This is a genomic window from Streptomyces sp. NBC_00878 (assembly GCF_026341515.1).
GTDB lineage: Bacteria > Actinomycetota > Actinomycetes > Streptomycetales > Streptomycetaceae > Streptomyces.
The window spans coordinates 6,876,903-6,893,738 of the sequence record NZ_JAPEOK010000001.1; the positions used below are offsets into that span (position 1 = coordinate 6,876,903).

Here is a 16,836-nt window from a genome sequence, read left to right on the forward strand (position 1 = left end):
GCCGCCGGCGAGGGGATCGGTGCCGCCGGCAAGGGGATCGGTGCCGACGGCAAGGGGATCGGTGCCGACGCGGGGGTCGGTGCCCGCGTCGAAGTCGATCCCTGGGCGAGGGGGGAACCCGGCCGGGGAACCGGCCGAGAGCAGGGCCGGAAGTCCGGCCAACAGACCGGACGGGAATCCGGCGAGGAAGTCGGCCGGAAGCCCGGCCGGAAGTCCCTCCGAGAGGTCCAGAGGGGGTGCGACCAGGGGATCGACGCGTGGGACCCGTTCCTCGTGAGGAGGGGTCCCGACGCGACGAGAGGCCGCGATGTGACTCTCTGTGACAGTTGGCCGGACGAGGTCTGTCGTGCGCGCCGGCCCATCGGACGTTCCGCTCACCGTTCGCTCCCGCTGTGCACTCGTTCGTCGTACAGGACTCGTCGGGGGGTCGGCCGGTGGTGGACGGCCGCTCTAGCCGTGTCTGCGCAGGAAAGTGTGCCGATCATAGAGGGTGGCCGTTTGGCCTTCCAGCTACTCTCCAGTGTCCCCGATGAACCCCTCTCTCTGACAGATCGTTTCTGCCCGCAGCTGGATGGGTTCCTTCCCTGGTCGATCGCTTGTGACGTTCCGTGAGTGCTCGGGGTGTCGGCGCGTCCTGGCGCCCCCTGGCGCTCCCCGATGTTCTCGGTCGGATGTCGGCCCTCTCACTCCTTTGGTTCAGATAAACAGGGCGTAGGTGATCAAACCGGCACAGGCTGGTTGCGGTATCCCGAATTCCGCATCCGGAGGTCGACGTGCCGCGTCTGCTCCCCTTCAAGGGGCTCACCCGTGGCGGGGTTCGACCCCGTCGGCGAGGCCACGGCCGCCCCGGTGCGGGCCGGCCCGGGGCGGCTCGACGCGGGCATGTCCGGCGCGGGCGGGCCTGGCGCGGGCAGTCCTGGCGTGAGCGGTGGTGGCACGCGCCCGCGGCCGTGTTCACCTCCATGACGGCCCTCGCCGCCACCTCCCTCATCGCGGGCCCCTCGGTCGCCGTCCCCCTCTCCCTGCCGTGCACCCTGACGCGCACCGGCGTGCACCACTCGGAGGGCCTGGACACCTGGAACGCCGCCTATCCGCGCCCCACCAGCCAACTTGACGCGGTGATGGTCTTCCTCTCCTTCCCGGACGCCGCCCCGCTGACCACGCCGGCCGAACTGGCGACCGACTACTTCCCCGCCACCAGCCGCTTCTTCGAACGGGCCTCGTACGGCAAATTCCACCTCCGCCCGCACCCGATCGCCGAGTGGATCCGGATGCCGCGCGCCTCCACCTCGTACGCCATACAGCGCGACTGGACCGCGGCGGCGCGCTCCGCGTATCTGCGCGACGCCCTCGCCGCGGCGGACGACCGGGTCGACTTCTCCCGCTACGACGTCGTCTACTTCGTCGCCGACCCGGACGCGCCGGGAGTCGACTCGGACGCGACGAAGGTGGTGAACCTGGATGTGCCGCTGCGGGCCGACGGCAAGGACATCCGGCGGGTCGTCACGGTGTTCGAGGAGCATCCGCCGGACCGGCTGGTCCTCGCCCACGAGACCGGACACGTCTTCGACCTGCCCGACCTCTACCACCGGCCCACCGACGGAAAGGGCGACTGGGACACGCATGTCGGCGACTGGGACCTCATGGGCAGCCAGTTCGGACTGGCGCCCGACCTGTTCGGCTGGCACAAGTGGAAGCTCGGGTGGCTGGAACCGCACCAAGTGGCGTGTGTACGGAGCTCGGGCGGGCGGGGTACGAGGCTGACGCTGGAGCAGCTGGGAGCGGGACCCGGGGTGGCCGCGGCGGGTTCGGAGGCCTTCCGGAGGGCGGGTGTTCCCGGGGCCGGGGCGGGGGCGGGGGCCATGGGATTCGGGTCCGGGAACGGGACGAAACTCGCGGTGGTGCGGACCGGGCCGGACACCGCGGTCGCCTTCGAGGCGCGCGGACCGGTCGGCAACGACGAGTCGGTCTGCTCACAGGGAGTGCTCGTCTACCGCGTGCGCGGCGGGACCCAGTCCGGCGGCGGCCCCATCGAGGTCGTCGACGCGCATCCCGAGTCCGCGGCCTGCTGGGACGGCTCGGTCTATCCGCAGCTCGCCGACGCGCCGGTCGCGCTCGGGGAGAGCTTCACCGTGCCGGGCGACGACGTACGCGTCGAGGTGACGGACCGGACGGCCTCGGGCGCGTGGACGGTGACGATTTCGATCGGGAGTGCCGGGAGCGCTCGGGAGCGCTGAGAGCACTGGGAGTGCCGAGAGCACCGGGAGTACTGGGCGCTGAGAGTGTCCCGCCGGACGTACGGAGGCATGCGAAAAGCCCCCCGCTTCCGCGAGGGGCTTCTCACCGTCTGTGCGCCGCCAGGGACTCGAACCCCGGACCCGCTGATTAAGAGTCAGCTGCTCTAACCAACTGAGCTAGCGGCGCTTGCTGACGTCGTAGACCTTAGCATCCTGATCGGCGCGAGGAAAAATCGATATCCGGGCCTCGGGGGAGGGCTCCGGTGTCCGCCGCCGGGCCGCTGACCGGGCAGCTCGTATCGCGGCCCAGAGCAGGATCGCCGGGGTCGGCAGCCACGGGTGGCGGGTGTCGGGAGCGACCAGCCAGCGGGATTCGGCACGGGGACAGGACTCGGCGCGGGCGCAGGATTCAAGGCGGGCAGGGGATTCGACTCGGGCAGGGGATTCGACTCGGGCAAGGGATTCGACTCGGGCAGGGGATGGGGTGCGAGACGGGGATTCGATGCCGGGCGTGGCCGGGACGGTCAAGGCGGGCGGCGGGACCGTCACCGCGTCGCCGGTTCCGTGGCAGAGGAGCGGCGGGACGGTCCGGCCCCGGTCCGAGGCGCCGCGCGAGCCCCACTCCTCCCACTTCAGGAGCGCGGGCAGCCGTTGTGCGGTGCCCGGCGCGGCGAACAGGAGCAGCCGGCCTCCGTACGTGGCCACGGGGCCCGATCCCGGGCCCTCGTCCCATAACCGGTCCAGCATGCGGCGGCCGAAGAGCGCGGGCGCGTTGACGACGTCGAAGGCGGAGCCGCAGGACAGGACCATCGGGGCGGTGGGCCGCTCCTCCCAGAAGGGGAGCGTGTCGCGCGGATGGGTTCCTGCCGAGGCGAGCCAGGCGGCGCCCTCGGAAGTGACCCCCGAGACGTCGAAGCGGTCGGGGAGCGGCTCGATGGCGCTGTGGGTGTGGCTGTGGATGCAGCCGTTGCCCTCGCTGCCGCTGCCGCCGGGGTCGTGGCCGGGTCCGGGGCCGGGGCTGTCGGGGGTGATGCTTGCCAGGTTCCGATCGCTGCTCATGGCATCTAGAGCTACCGGGGGTGAGCGGACAGTCCCTGAGGGTTGCGGGAACTGGGGACAGCCGGGTGCGAGGTGGGGTATCTTGCCCGCCTGGCATATGCCGCAGGCGATTTTCGGAAATGCGTGGCTTGGATGTACGACATGCGGGCCCGGTTTGTGCGCCGGTTTGTGCGCCCGGTCCGGCTGGGTGTGTCGGCGCTCAGACCGGGTCGGCGTACCCCTCGGCGTCCGCTCCGCGCAGCAGTTCCCGGCCGAACTCGACCATCTTCTTCGCGTAGTCCTCGGTCCACTCGGCCTGCTCGGCGATCGCCGCGGGCGTCAGCCGGTCGAACCGGCGGGGGTCGGCGAGCTGCGCGGCGGCCATCGCCTGGAACTCGACGGCGCGGTCGGTGGCGGCGCGGAACGCGAGGGTCAGCTCCGTGGCCCGGGCCAGCAGCGCCCCGGGGTCGTCGATCGACTCCAGGTCGAAGAAGTGCTCGGGGTCGGCGCCGGCGTCCGCGGGCTCGAAGAGCAGCGCTGCGGGGCGAAGCCGCGGCTCGTTCCGACGCGACGTGGGCTCCGCCATGACTTCTCCTCCTCGTACGGTGGTCGGCCCGTCCTGTGTGGGTGGGCCACCGTCCATTGTCCCTTGACCGCGCAAGAGGGCGACAAGCCTGGCCTGACCGGCCCTGATGCACGCTCTGTACTACCCTTCGCGATCCCTTACGACTCCCACGCGACCCGGTTGTTCCGACAGATGGGACAGCACCGCGTGGTTCGCCCCCTCGGGTGTCCGGGGTGCGTCGATCACGGCTGCCAGACCACCCGGTGCTTGGACCAGTGGTCCCATGTGGACATCATCGCCTCCCAGCCGTCGGGGAACTTCACCGTGACGCCGAGCTGGACCGGTTCCGTGGACGGGTGGTCGTCGAGGAGGTCGCTGACACCCGCGCGGCAGACGACGACGCAGGCGTGGCGGTGGCGGGACGCCAGGACGCACAGGCGGCCCGTTTCGAGGTGGAAGGCCGTTGCGTCGGGGCGGCCCGACAGGGGGTGCAGGACGACGGTCACGTCGTACTCGCGGCCCTGGAGACGGTTCGCCGTGTCCACGGTCACGTCCGTGACGCCCAGCTCCGCCAGGGCCGAGCGGACGGCCGCCGCCTGGTCGCGGTGCGCGGTGCCGACGGCGATGCGGTCGGCCGTCAGCGGGGTGGCATCGGGGGAGCGCTCGGACGTCGCCGTGCCGCCCCGGTCCAGGAGACGGCGTACGACCTGGGCGAGCGCCCGGATCGCTTCCGGGTCCGTGCGTGGCGTGTGGCGGGCGGGCAGTTCCAGCAGGCCCCAGCCCGATTCGGCCGCCTCGTCGATGACCTGGTCGAGGCCGGAACCGTCCGACGGGACGGTGAAGGCGAGGTGGCGGTCGCCGTGGCCCGTGCCGCTGCGGAACGGCGTGAAGGGGTAGAACGCGTCCGAGACCAGCGGCGCCGCCGACGCCGGAAGCCGCCAGGAGACGGGGAGGCGGTGCTGCGGCAGCTCCGGGTTGTGGGCCAGGAGCGTGGTGACGGCGGAGGCCGAGGGGTCGTACGACAGCCCTGCCCACTGCTCGCTGCCGACGATCGCGAACGGGTCCAGCTGGCCCGGGTCGCCCACGAAGAGCGCCCGCTCGAACAGCCCGGCCACGGCGAGCAGCGCGTCCGAACGCATCTGGTACGCCTCGTCGACGATCGCGTGCCGCCACGGCTCGACGCCCTTGACGTGCGCCCACTTCGCGGCCGTCGAGATGACGACGTCGAGTCCGGTGAGCTCCCCGGCCTTCGCGGACTTGCGGACGTGTCGCAGGTCGTCGAGCGCCTTGTCGTACGGGTCCGAGTCGCTGCTGTGCAGACGGCCGACGGGCAGCTCGGGGTTCTTCTCGGCGAGCCGCAGCACGAGGTCGTCGACCTGTGCGTTCGTCTGCGCGATGACCATCAACGGGCGCCCGGCGTCGGCCAGTTCGAGCGCGGCCCGCACCACGAGTGTGGACTTGCCCGCGCCGGGCGGGGAGTCGACGACGACTCCGCGGTGCGTCCCGTGGAGGGTGTCGCGCAGGATCGCGTCGGTGGCGCGGGCCGCCTCGGCGCCCGGATCGAACACGGTGGTCACAGGACGTCCTCTTCGGTCACGGCGTCGGGCCGCACCTCTGGTGGCGGGGCGGCGGCGTCGGTCTCGCCGGGCGGTCCGCCGTGCGTCCACGGCGTCTCCTCCGGGTCGGGCAGCTTCGCACCGCCCCGCTGCTCGTGCTCGAAGAGCGTGAAGCAGACGAGGTCGCCCTTCTCCGGTACGGATCCGGTCTCGGGCACCTTGCCGCGGCCCATCTTGTCGACCACGCGCAGTACGAGGAGGGCGGGGTTGCCGTCGCGGCTGCTCTCGTGGCTGCTCTCGCGGGTGTCGGCGCCGTCGTCCTCGTATCCGAGGTGCTCGACGAATTCGGCCGCCTGTGGTTTGCCGCCCAGGGACCGGTAGACCTTGGCGCGCTCGCCGAGGTGCGGCCGGTCGTCCGTGCGAACGGTCACGAGGGGGCGCGGGCTGGGCCGCTTGCCCTCGCTGTACGCCATCACGACGTCCGTGACCTCGCCCGAGAAGGCCTCGCCCGCGAGCCGCCGGCCGGCCATGACGAGCGGGTCGTCGAGGGCCTCCTGGGCGTCCAGGCGGGCCTGTTCGCGTTCGCGCGTGGCGAGTTTGTTCGCCGCCGTGACCGCGTCGTCGTGGCGCGGCTGCGGGGGTTCGCCGGCCAGGACACGGTCCCGGTGGCCGGTGAACGACCAGCGGTCCCGGGTCCACCGGTCGGCCGCGTGGGCGCCTTCGGGCAGTTCGCGCAGGAGGTCGAGGCCGCGCCACACCGCGTCCCAGGTGGGCCGGGTGCGGCTCTCCACGAGGTCGCGGATCCGGCGCTCGGCGGCGGCGAGTTCGCCGAGCCGGTCGTCCGCCTCGACGCCGTCCTCGGCCGCCGCGAGCGCCGTACGCGCGCGGTCGTAGAGCTCGATGGCGGGGGCGAGCAGTTTGTTGTCGAACGCCGGGTCGGTGGCCGGCCCGGCAGGCGGGCAGACGAGTTGTCCCTTGCCGTCCCGACGGAGCTCGGCCCGCAGCGCGGCCTCGGCGCCGGACTCGCCCTCCGGCGGATCGATCCAGGCGAGCAGCGCCCCGAGGTGCTGGTCCTCCAGGCTGGACTGTCCGGTCGCCCAGTGCCGGGACAGGACGTCGGTGAGCGCGAGGAGGAGCGAGGACCCGGGTACGCGGGAACGCTCGCCGTAGTGCGTGAGCCACCGGCCGAGCAGGGGCACGCGCGGGGGCGCCGGATGCGGTGTCTCCGGGTCCTGCTCGGCGGTGCGCCTAAAGCGCATGGATCGGCCGAGCAGCCGTACGAAGTCGATGCCCGAGCGGCTCGGCACGATCAACTGCGGGGCGTCAGCGCACAGTTCGACTTCCACCTTGACCCGCTTGCCGGTCTCCGGGTCGGTCTCGTTGCGCTCGGCCGCCTCGACGTCGTCTGCGTACGCGTCGATGTACGGCAGGACGACGTCCGCCAGCTCGGCGAGGAACGCGAACCGGAGGTCGCGGTCGCGGGGCTGCGGTACGACCAGGAGGCGGGGGGTGTCGCGGGCCGTGCCGACCAGTGCCCCTAGCGGGGCCCCGGCTTCTCCTGCGGTGGTGAGCGGTACGAAGACGAGGGGGTGCTCGGAGAGGTGGCGGTGGCGGGCGGTGGCCAGGGGCTGGGTTCGGCCGGTGTCCACGGCTTCCAGCCGGGCGAGGGTGGTGATCAGTGACATGGGGCTGCCTCCCCGGCGGGGTACTCCGAGTGATGCGGTGCCGTGTGCGGTGCCATTTGCTGTGCGGTATATGCGGGTTGTGTTCTGTCTGCGGGGTGGTGGGGGCTGGTCGCGCAGTTCCCCGCGCCCCTTTTGGGGCGCTGTGTGTGGGGCGGTGCTGGATGAGTCGGGCGGTGAGTGGGGTGGTGGGGGGCGGTCGCGCAGTTCCCCGCGCCCCTTTTGGGGTGCTCTGTGTGAGGCGGCGCTGTATGAGTGGGGCGGGCCTGTGTGCGGCAGGGGCGGGAGGGCTTCAGCACGCTGTCCGTCCTGAGGTCTCGGTCCGTAGGCCGTCCTCGTTGCCCAGCAACTCGGTCCCCGGCCTTGCCCCGGCGCCCAGGGCCTCCGCACGCAAGGCCGCCGCTCTGCGCAGCGAGGCGACCGCCGGGTCGGCCGGGTCGCCGGATTCGCCGCGGGCCGCCGAGAGGACGTCGCCGACCGTCGTCAGGCCGCCCAACTCGGCCCGCAGGGACCGGCCGAGCGAGGTCACCGCGCCCTCCGCGCGGGAGTGGTCGCGGCAGTGGAAGGCGAGTTCGCAGGCGGAGAGGCACTCGGGGGCGTAGGACGCCGGGACCGATTCCACCGCGGCCGTCAGGTCGGCGGCGGGGAGGTCGGGAGCGAAACAGGTGCCCTCGGGGAGCGCGTCGGCGATGTCCTCGATGCGGGTGAGGCGGTCCAACTGGCGCCGGGTGACCGAGCGCTGCTTGCGGACGTCGACGGCGGACGCGGTGGGCAGGTTGGAGAAGTCCTTCGGGCAGACCAGCAGCACGGTGTGCCGGACTTCGGGCGCGGGGGCCAGCCGGGCCGCGACCCCCTCCAGGGCCAGGACGTACACCGCGGCCTGGCGCGCTGCCGCGCCCACCTTCGCCGGGTCCGCCGAACCGTCCAGCATCGGGAAGGACTTGATCTCGACGACGGTCCAGGACCCGTCGGGGTGCACGACCACCGCGTCCGGTTCCAGGAAGGCGGGGGAGCCCGCGACCTCCAGGGCGAGCAGGGGGTGGTCGAGCAGCGTCCAGACGCCTGCCTCGGTGGCCTCGCGCAGCGCCAGGGCCGTACGCGCCGTGCGTCCCTCGGGGCCCACGGCGGACAGGTCGGGAACGGCGCCCGACGTGGGCGGCTCCGCCCCGGCGTCCAGCTTCTCGTGCACCAGCCGCAGCAGCTCCGCGCCGCCGTCGGCCTTGACCCGCGCCTCGAAGGCGTTGCCCCGCATGAACGCGAACTGCGACTGCCCGAAGGCCGATGGCGAGCCCAGCGCGCTCGCCAGTACGGCCTTGTTCACCCCGGCGCCGTCGAGGATCGCGCGCCGCTCGCACCCCGGATTCGCGGCGAGCGCCGCGAGGGCGCGCGCGTCGAGCGGCTGCGGCGGGACCGCCGGGCCGCGCAGCTCAGCGAGCCGCTGCCGGAGCCCCGTCCTCCGCGCCCGGGGGACTCGCTCCCGGTTCGGCTCGCGACTCGGCTCGCGCCCGGGCTCCCGGCTCGACGGCACCCGGGACGGCTGGGACCCGCTCCGGGACGGCTGGGACCTTGCGCTGTCGGGGAATTCGCTCACCCGGGGAAGTCTGGCACCCCGCACTGACAATTGAGGAACCTGCGCCGTGCGAGGCGCCTGTGGAATCCCTGGCGGCCAGGGCGAAGGGCCGGATCCCGAGCCGCGCCCGGAGCGTGTCCGCGAGCCGCAGCACCGGCCGCGTCAGCAGGAACCCGATCCCCATCACGACGAAGCCCGCGACCGCGTCGAGGAAGTAGTGGTTGGCCGTGCCCATCACCACGATCGTGGTGATCAACGGGTACAGGACCCCCGCGACCTTGGTGAGCCGCGTGCCGCCGTACGTCCAGAGCATCACACCGCACCACAGCGCCCAGCCGCAGTGCAGGCTCGGCATCGCCGCGTACTGGTTCGTCATGCCGCCGAGTCCGCGCGGCGCGCTCGCCTCGGCGCCCCACCAGCCGTAGTCGCTGTACTGGGCCATCGTGTCGACGAACCCGTGGCTCGCGGACAGCAGCCGCGGCGGGCACGTCGGCAGCAGCGTGAAGCCGATCAGGCCGATGAACGTGGACGTCATCAGCCAGGTCCGGGCGGCCCTGTAGCGCACGGCACGGGACCTGAAGAGCCAGATCAGGACGGCGGGCGTGACCATGTAGTGCAGTGACGCGTACCAGAAGTCGGCCGGTATGCCGAGCCAGGGCTCACGGGTGAAGAGACGGTTCAACGGGTGCTCGGCGTTGAGGAAGAAGAACTTCTCGACGCGCAGGATCGCCAGACCGTGGTCGACGGCGCTGGTCACGTCCCCGCGCGCGAGGAGCCGGCCCGCCGAGTACGCCCCGTACACCAGCAGGATCAGTGGCAGCTCGGTCCACCAGCGGAGGCGGGTGCGTGGTGCCGCCTCGGTGCCCGGTGCATCGGTCCGCAGCATCCGATCCCTCCCCCTCGTGCTTCCCCCGGCCGCAATGCCGCGGCCCAATTTACGTTCTTCGGGCGTCCCCCGTGGCCGCGCCCCCGGTGCTCAAAGACGCAGAGATCGCCCGGCGGGTTGCTCAACCTGTGAGTGAGTGATGATGGAGTGATCCACCTCTCGTTCCTCCGCGGTTCACCGCTCGATCTTCCCTGAAAGGCCCCTTCCATGGCACCGCGTTTCCTGCTGGCCCGGCACGGACAGACGGAATGGTCGTTGTCCGGCAAACACACCGGCAGGACGGACATCCCCCTCCTGGAGGAGGGCAGGCGCGGCGCCAAACTGCTCGGCGAGCGCCTGCGCAGGGCCCCGCTGAGCGGGCTCCCCGGGGTGGAGGTCCGCACCAGTCCGCTGGCACGCGCGCGTGAGACCTGCGAAATCGCCGGGTTCGGCGACCGGGCGACCCCCTGGGACACGCTCATGGAGTGGGACTACGGCGCGTACGAGGGCATGACCCCCGCCGAGATCCAGGCCGAACGCTCCGACGGTTCCGGCGGTTCCGGCGGTTCCGACGGTCCCGACGGTCCCGGCGGTCCCGGCGGTTCAGGCCGTCCCGACTGGCTGATCTGGCGGGACGGGGTGCCCGGGGGCGAGACCCTCGCCGAGGTCTCCGCGCGCGCGGACGAGGTCGTCGAGTGGGCCCGCTCCGCCGACCGTGACGTGCTGGTCTTCGCCCACGGCCACATCCTCCGCTCCATCGGCGCCCGCTGGCTCGGCCTGGACATCGACTTCGCCGCACGCATCCGCCTCAACCCGACCTCCCTCTCGATCCTGGGCTGGGCCTACGGAGAGCCCGCGATCGAGACGTGGAACGACTGCGCCCACCTGGCGGCGTAGTCCCACTGCGGTAACCCCGCGCCCCTCAGGGGCGCGGGGAACTGCGCGACAAGCCCCCACCGGCCCGCAGCTCTGTCACAACGCGTCCAGCGGAGCGCTAGCGCGGCAGCGCCCCGTGCCGCTCCAGGAAGTCCGACACCCCCGACGCGCGCTGGTGCGGCAGCAGTACCCGCGCCGTCCCCGCCAGCATCGTCTGGACCCGGGACGACTGGACCTCGTCCAGCAGGTCCAGGACGCGCAGCCCGGCCGCGGCCGCCTCGTCGGGGTGCCCGGCGCGGGCCAGGTCGTCGGCCAACTCGGCTGTGTAGAGCGCGAGGTTGCGCGTGAAGTGCGGGTCCTGGAGCCGGGTCGCGCGCCGCGCCTGATGGGCCGCGCGCGGCCAGTCACCCAGCGTCGACCAGCACTGGGCCTCCAGGCCGGCCAACTCGGCGTCTCCGTAGAAGCTCATCCACTCCGGGTCGGCGTCACACGGGCCGCGTCCGTACAGTGCCTGCGCGCGGGCCAGTGCCTGTGCGCAGCCCGTGCGGTCGGCGAGCCCCGCCCAGCCGCCCGCCTCGCGCAGCGAGAGGAGCGACAGGAGCCGCGCCGAGCCCAGCGGGCGCGCCGCGTACTGGGCCGCCTGGGCCGCCCGTACCGCCTCGCGCGGCCGTCCCGCGTCACGCGCGAGGAAGGACGTGTTGCAGAAGGCGTGTGCCTCCAGGGCCGGGTCGCCGGCCACCCGGGCGGTCGCGAGCGCCTCCGCGTAGTGCGAACGTGCGTCCTCGTAACGGCCCGAGTCGTGGGCCAGCCAGCCCACGGAGATGGCCAGTTCACCCGCCCCCGTGTGCAGCCGCTCGGCGGTCGTCTGCCGCGTCGCGCCCGCGTCCAGCAGGGCGTACGCGGCCCGCAGCGGAGCCGACGCCCTGCGGTACAGCCCGTCGGCGCCGTGCCGGTCGTCCAGCAGGCGGATCTTGCGTACGGCCTCTTCCAGCGCTCCCGCCTCGGCCTCGCCGGCCCGGCGCGTGGAACGCTCCGCGGCCGCGGCGGCGCCGTTGAACGCGAGCCCTATGGGGCCCAGTGAGGCGGCCGCCACGGTGGCGGTACCGCCGCTCATGAATGCGCGACGTTGCACGTCGCTCTCCTCGTGGTTCTGGTCGTCGATCTCGTGCGGGTCATGCAGGTCGTGCTCGTGCGGGTCGCCCCGGTCGTGCGGATCGTGCATGCCGTACGGGGTGTCATACGGCTCGTACGCCCCGTCCGTCTCATGCGGGGCGTACGTCGGGCTCGTGGTGTGGGGGCCGGGCGCTTCCTCGGTGGTGCGCGCCCCCCGGCCTCGTACCGCCGAACGGGGCACGAACCCCAGGTCCATCAGCGTCCGGCCGGGGAACATGTGCAGGAACACCCGCTCGTACGCGTAGTTGGGACACCGGATCTCCCCCGCCTCGACGCGCCCGATGTAGCGCGCGTCGCAGCTGACCTGTTCGTCGATCTCCCGGGCGGCCCGTCGCACCGCCGCGGCGAACTCGCCCGGCGAGCGCTGACCGCGCAGCCGCCGGAAGGCGAGATTCGGCCGTGGCGGCCGAGGTGACTGGGACGACGAGGTCATCGGTGACGACGCCATGGCCGGGCCCTCTCTCACGAACCGTCGAACCATGCCGGAAACAGGGCGAGTTGATCATGTTGTCGACCTAGGACCTGTGTTTCCGGCGGGCACGAACGTACCCGCTGTGATGAGCCCACCACGCGGAGTTTGGCTACAAAACGGATATCTCATCCCTGATCTGCCATGAACTGCCATCCTTTGCGGCCGAGTTTCGCCGTAGCCGTTGACGCTGAACGGCGTTGAACCATGCGGTGTGCCCGATCGAGGAGGGGTTCCGTGGTGGAGGCCAGGATGGAGACCAGGCAGGGCGTCGATCCTTGTGATCTCGTGACCGTCCCGGCGCGGCAGGGGCTGGAGGCGGTCGACATCCTGCGGCGGGGTGCGTCTGCGGAGGCGGTTGGGCCCGTCCTGCACGACGACAACTGCGGCACGCTCGGATTTCTGGTGCCGCCGGGGACGGCTTCTGCCTGGGATGTCCCAGGCAGTACGTGTACGCGGACGGACGGGCGGGGGCTTCGGCTGGCGCCGGAGCCGCCGGTGGAGGGGTCGGACTGGCTGTTGCCTCCGGGGGAGGCGGAGCTGGCCACGGATCCTGTGGTTCTGCGGGCCGCGTTGGGGGAGGCGGCTCGTCTGATCGAGGCGGCGGACAACTGCAGTTGAGGTTGGGCGGGGGGTTCGGGGGGCTCGCGGGTCCTTGTTGTCTGCGGGTTTGTTTGGGCTGGCCGCGCCCACGATGGGGGTCCCCCCGCTCATGGGGGTCCCCCCGCTCATGGGGGTCCCCCCGCTCATGGGGGTCCCCCCGCTCGAGCGAAGCCGAGAGTGGGGGAGAAGCCGAGAGTGAGGGAGGAGCCGCACAATGTCACAGCCCCGCGCCCCTAAAAGCAAGGGCCTGCTGTCGCTGAGCCGAACCGTCCGGTGCCGTCGATAATGGGCAGATGGCGAGGGCTAAGAACAAGCGGGCGGACGACAAGCGGGCCGGTGACAGACGTGTTGCCGTCTCAGCTGTCGTCGAGAGCGTGGACGGCGGGCTCGCCGAGCTCATGCCCGACCGGGATCGGGGGCGCGCCTGGACCCTGCTCATCGACGGAGCCCCGCAGTCGCACGTCGACCTCGACGACCCCTCGTATCTGAGCTTCGAGTACCAGCGTCGGCTCGGTCACGTCATCGATCTCGTCGCCCCGCCCGGGAAGCCCGCGCAGGTCGTGCACCTCGGCGGCGGCGCCTTCACCCTCGCCCGGTACGTGGCCGCCACCCGGCCCCGCTCCACCCAGCAGGTCGTCGAACGCGACGCGGCCCTCGTCCAACTGGTCCGCCGCGAACTGCCCTTGGACCCGAACGCCCGGATCCGCGTACGGTCCGTCGACGCGCGCGAAGGGCTCGCCAAGGTGCCGGACGGCTGGGCGGACCTGGTCATCGCGGACGTCTTCAGCGGGGCGCGGACCCCCGCGCATCTGACGTCGGGCGAGTTCCTCACCGACGTACGCCGGGTCGTCAACGCCGGTGGCCTGTACGCCGCCAACCTCGCCGACGGCCCGCCCCTCGCCCACCTGCGCGGCCAGATCGCCACCGCCGCCGGCGTCTTCCCCGAACTCGCCCTCATCGCCGACCCGGCGGTCCTGCGCGGCAAACGCTTCGGCAACGCCGTCCTGGTCGGCTCGGCCCTCCCCCTGCCCGTACGCGAACTGACCCGCCGCGCGGCCTCCGACCCCCACCCGGCAAGAGTCGAACACGGCAAGGTCCTGCGGGACTTCACGGGAGGGGCGACACCGGTGACGGACGCGGCAGCAGTCGCCTCACCGGCACCTCCGCCGTCGGTCTTTCGGTAGGAATGTCCCGTTGACTGTTTTGGCTCAGGGCGACGGAGGCGTTTTAGGGGCGCGGGGCTGTGACATTGTGCGGCTCCGCCGCGAGGGCGCGACCAGCCCAAACGCAACCGCAGCCAACCCACCCGCGGCGCTCAGTAATCGTTGATCGAAACCCGCGGCGCCGAGTCGTGCCACGTGCAGAACACCGAAACCCGATCCGCCCCCGCCGCGAACTCCACCCGAATCCACGTCTCGGTCTTCCACACCTGCATCGACCACGGTGACGCGGGCGTCGCGGACACCAACGACGCCGACGACGTGCCGAGGTCGAATACGACCCGGCCCCCATCGGTGTCGTAACTCTTCACCTCACCGGAGGTGTCCGTACTCCCGGCCCCGCCGGAGGCGCCCTCGCTCGGCGTGGCGCGCGCGGACTTCGGCGCCGAGGGCGAGGGCGAACGGTCCGTACTCCGCTCGCGGCTCTTCGACTCCTCGCGCTCGCGCCCGGTCTCGGAATCCGGCCGACTCGTCGGGGAGGCAAGCGGCTTCGAGCTCTGCGTGGTCGCCCCGTCCGCCGTGATCGGCAGCGCGCGCGGCGGGTCGTACGCCGTCACCGCCAGCACCGTGTGGACACCCCACCACGACAGCGTGACCGCCGCGCCCGTGGCGAGCGACCAAGCCAAGCCGTGTACGAGTCCTCTGCGCATCGCCGGCCATACTGCCCCACGCGCCCCGTACATGTCCCGCGTCCGTGCTGCCCGGGTGGTTATCCACAGGCCCCGGACCGGCCCAGCCCGTATGGCGTACGGTGCGGGCCATGGCAAGTGTGCTCGTGGTCGAGGACGACCAGTTCGTACGCTCGGCCCTCATCCGGCATCTCACCGAGGCCGCGCACACGGTGCGCAGTGTCGGTACGGCACTTGAGGCGCTGCGCGAGGTCGCCCATTTCCGTTTCGACGTCGTGATCCTGGATCTCGGCCTGCCCGACCTCGACGGGTCGGAGGCGCTGAAGATGCTGCGCGGCATCACCGACGTGCCCGTGATCGTCGCGACCGCGAGGGACGACGAGACGGAGATCGTGCGCTTGCTGAACGACGGCGCGGACGACTACCTGACCAAGCCGTTCTCGGTCGAGCACCTGGCGGCCCGCATGGCGGCGGTGCTGCGCCGCGCCCGGTCCTCGGCCGGGGACGCCCCGCCGTCCCCGGCGATCCGCGTCGGCGGTCTGGCCATCGACCCACTGCGCCGCCAGGCCGAACTGGACGGCGTACGACTCGATCTGACCCGGCGTGAGTTCGATCTGCTGGCCTTCCTCGCCGGGCGGCCCGGGGTCGTCGTGGCGCGCAAGGAACTGCTCGCCGAGGTGTGGCAGCAGTCGTACGGTGACGACCAGACCATCGACGTCCATCTGTCCTGGCTGCGGCGGAAGTTGGGCGAGACGGCCGCCCGGCCGCGCTATCTGCACACCCTGCGCGGGGTCGGGGTGAAGCTGGAGCCGCCGGGCCCCTCGGGCACGGAGTCACCGCGATGAGGTGGGCGCTGGTCAAGGTCTGCGTCGCGGTCACCACCATGGTCGTGGTGGCCTTCGCGGTGCCGCTCGGGCTCGTCATCAGGGAGATGGCCAGGGACCGCGCGTTCTCGAACGCGGAGCGGGAGGCCGCGGCCATCGCCCCCGCGCTCTCCATCACCACCGACCGGGACCAGCTGGTGCGGGTCGTCGCCTCGGCGGGTTCGGACGAGGGGATGGCCGTGCACATACCCGCGAGCGACGGGGTGAAGGCCGTCGATCTCGGGCGGCAGCGCGCCGTCGACAAGGACATCGCCACGACCCGGAGGCTGGGCCGGGCCTCCACCACCGAGGTCCCCGGCGGCTCCACGCTGCTCCAGCCCGTCGCGCTGAGCTCGGGCGAGATCGCCGTCGTCGAGGTGTACGTCCCGCAGTCGGAGGTCGCCAACGGGGTGGCCACGGCCTGGGCCGTGCTCGCGGGTGTCGGTATCGCTCTCATCGTCGGCTCGGTCGCGGTGGCCGACCGGCTCGGTGTACGGATGGTGCAGCCCGCGCAGCGCCTGGTGGAGAGCGCGCACGAGCTGGGGGAGGGGAAGCTGGGCGCCCGGGTGCCGGAGGAGGGGCCGACCGAACTGCGGCTCGCGGCGGTCGCGTTCAACTCCATGGCCGACCAGGTGGTTCAACTGCTGGCAAACGAGCGGGAGTTGGCGGCCGACCTCTCGCACCGGCTGCGTACGCCGCTGACAGTACTGCGGCTGAACGCGGCCTCGCTGGGGGACGGGCCCGCCGCCGAGCAGACCCGGGCCGCCGTCGCGCAGTTGGAGCGCGAGGTCGACACGATCATCCGGACGGCCCGGGACGCCAAGCCGCAGACCGCGGCGGTAGGCGTGGGCGGCGGGTGCGACGCGGCCGAGGTCGTCCGGGAGCGGATGGACTTCTGGTCCGCGCTCGCGGAGGACGAGGGGCGCAAGGTGCGGGTGGCCGGGGTCGACCGGCCGGTACGGATACCCGTGGCCCGCGCCGACCTCGTGGCCGCGCTCGACGCGCTGCTCGGGAACGTGTTCCGGCACACCGCCGAGGGCACGGCCTTCGCGGTCGACGTGCACAACGGCGAGGACGCCGTGATCATGCTCGTGTCGGACGCGGGCCCGGGGATCACCGACCCCGAGGCGGCGATGGCGCGGGGCGGCGGGTCGGGGAGCGACGGCTCGACCGGGCTGGGGCTCGACATCGTGCGCCGGCTCGCGGAGTCGACGGGCGGGGACGTACGGATCGGGCGTTCCGTCCTGGGCGGGACCGAGGTCCGCATCTGGATCCAGCTGGACGGCCGGGAGCCGGAGCGGCGAGGTCACCGGGGCTCGGTGCGCCGCCGCCGGTCGGCCAAATTGGTCTCGACCTTTAACCGGTCCCGATCCCTTCCTTAAGCGCACTTTAAGATCCCCAACGCCCGTCCGTATCAAGCGCTTTGCCCGTTTCCCGCTCGCTAGCGTGCTGCCGCACCACACCCCCCACAGCCGTGACCCCCTCGGGGA

Annotated in this window: 14 protein-coding genes and 1 tRNA gene; 6 read left to right on the top strand and 9 right to left on the bottom strand. The window is 72.3% G+C overall.

What is annotated here, in order from left to right; translation table 11 throughout:
• Positions 1 to 962: 962 nt before the first annotated feature.
• Positions 963 to 2,237 carry a M6 family metalloprotease domain-containing protein gene (locus OHA11_RS29890; protein ID WP_266501683.1) on the top strand — a complete coding sequence of 425 codons (1,275 nt, stop codon included), beginning with the start codon at positions 963 to 965 and terminating at the stop codon, positions 2,235 to 2,237.
• A gap of 113 nt (positions 2,238 to 2,350) precedes the next feature.
• Here the strand turns inward: OHA11_RS29890 and OHA11_RS29895 are convergent.
• From OHA11_RS29895 to OHA11_RS29925, 7 genes are all read right to left on the bottom strand, one after another.
• Positions 2,351 to 2,424, bottom strand: a tRNA-Lys gene (locus OHA11_RS29895).
• A complete protein-coding gene (locus tag OHA11_RS29900) occupies positions 2,415 to 3,296 on the bottom strand; it encodes a bifunctional DNA primase/polymerase (RefSeq protein WP_266501685.1) in 882 nt (293 codons plus the stop codon). The genes OHA11_RS29895 and OHA11_RS29900 overlap by 10 nt, the downstream gene beginning before the upstream one ends.
• Positions 3,297 to 3,495: 199 nt before the next feature.
• The gene (locus tag OHA11_RS29905) at positions 3,496 to 3,861 is read right to left on the bottom strand and encodes a hypothetical protein (protein ID WP_266501687.1); all 366 of its coding nucleotides are present in this window, start codon (positions 3,859 to 3,861) and stop codon (positions 3,496 to 3,498) included.
• Positions 3,862 to 4,082: 221 nt separating this feature from the next.
• Positions 4,083 to 5,417 (bottom strand): AAA domain-containing protein, encoded by a 1,335-nt coding sequence (locus tag OHA11_RS29910; RefSeq protein ID WP_266501689.1) that lies wholly within the window; start codon positions 5,415 to 5,417, stop codon positions 4,083 to 4,085.
• Positions 5,414 to 7,081: a hypothetical protein gene (locus OHA11_RS29915; RefSeq protein ID WP_266501697.1), complete on the bottom strand. Its 1,668-nt coding sequence runs from the start codon at positions 7,079 to 7,081 to the stop codon at positions 5,414 to 5,416. Before OHA11_RS29915 ends, OHA11_RS29910 begins: the two co-directional genes overlap by 4 nt.
• Positions 7,082 to 7,370: 289 nt before the next feature.
• Entirely contained in the window at positions 7,371 to 8,504 is a 1,134-nt protein-coding gene (locus OHA11_RS29920; protein WP_266507566.1) for a hypothetical protein, read from the bottom strand.
• Position 8,505: 1 nt separating this feature from the next.
• Positions 8,506 to 9,534: a phosphatase PAP2 family protein gene (locus tag OHA11_RS29925; protein ID WP_266501700.1), complete on the bottom strand. Its 1,029-nt coding sequence runs from the start codon at positions 9,532 to 9,534 to the stop codon at positions 8,506 to 8,508.
• 207 nt (positions 9,535 to 9,741) lie between these two features.
• Between OHA11_RS29925 and OHA11_RS29930 the strand changes: the two genes are divergently transcribed.
• Positions 9,742 to 10,410: a histidine phosphatase family protein gene (locus OHA11_RS29930; protein ID WP_266501703.1), complete on the top strand. Its 669-nt coding sequence runs from the start codon at positions 9,742 to 9,744 to the stop codon at positions 10,408 to 10,410.
• Positions 10,411 to 10,507: 97 nt separating this feature from the next.
• Here OHA11_RS29930 and OHA11_RS29935 read toward each other — a convergent pair whose 3' ends face one another.
• Positions 10,508 to 12,010: a hypothetical protein gene (locus OHA11_RS29935; protein ID WP_266501706.1), complete on the bottom strand. Its 1,503-nt coding sequence runs from the start codon at positions 12,008 to 12,010 to the stop codon at positions 10,508 to 10,510.
• Positions 12,011 to 12,283: 273 nt separating this feature from the next.
• Here OHA11_RS29935 and OHA11_RS29940 point away from each other — a divergent pair, with 273 nt between their 5' ends.
• Both OHA11_RS29940 and OHA11_RS29945 read left to right on the top strand, forming a co-directional pair.
• The gene (locus tag OHA11_RS29940; protein WP_266501709.1) at positions 12,284 to 12,652 is read left to right on the top strand and encodes a hypothetical protein; all 369 of its coding nucleotides are present in this window, start codon (positions 12,284 to 12,286) and stop codon (positions 12,650 to 12,652) included.
• A 275-nt stretch (positions 12,653 to 12,927) separates the two neighbouring features.
• A complete protein-coding gene (locus OHA11_RS29945; RefSeq protein ID WP_266501711.1) occupies positions 12,928 to 13,818 on the top strand; it encodes a spermidine synthase in 891 nt (296 codons plus the stop codon).
• Between the two features lie 131 nt (positions 13,819 to 13,949).
• Here OHA11_RS29945 and OHA11_RS29950 read toward each other — a convergent pair whose 3' ends face one another.
• Entirely contained in the window at positions 13,950 to 14,504 is a 555-nt protein-coding gene (locus tag OHA11_RS29950; protein ID WP_266501714.1) for a hypothetical protein, read from the bottom strand.
• Positions 14,505 to 14,614: 110 nt separating this feature from the next.
• Here OHA11_RS29950 and OHA11_RS29955 point away from each other — a divergent pair, with 110 nt between their 5' ends.
• Both OHA11_RS29955 and OHA11_RS29960 read left to right on the top strand, forming a co-directional pair.
• Positions 14,615 to 15,328 (top strand): response regulator transcription factor, encoded by a 714-nt coding sequence (locus OHA11_RS29955; RefSeq protein WP_266501716.1) that lies wholly within the window; start codon positions 14,615 to 14,617, stop codon positions 15,326 to 15,328.
• On the top strand, positions 15,325 to 16,728 hold the full coding sequence (locus tag OHA11_RS29960; RefSeq protein ID WP_266501717.1) for a HAMP domain-containing sensor histidine kinase: 1,404 nt from the start codon (positions 15,325 to 15,327) through the stop codon (positions 16,726 to 16,728). The genes OHA11_RS29955 and OHA11_RS29960 overlap by 4 nt, the downstream gene beginning before the upstream one ends.
• The last annotated feature ends 108 nt before the right edge of the window (positions 16,729 to 16,836 follow it).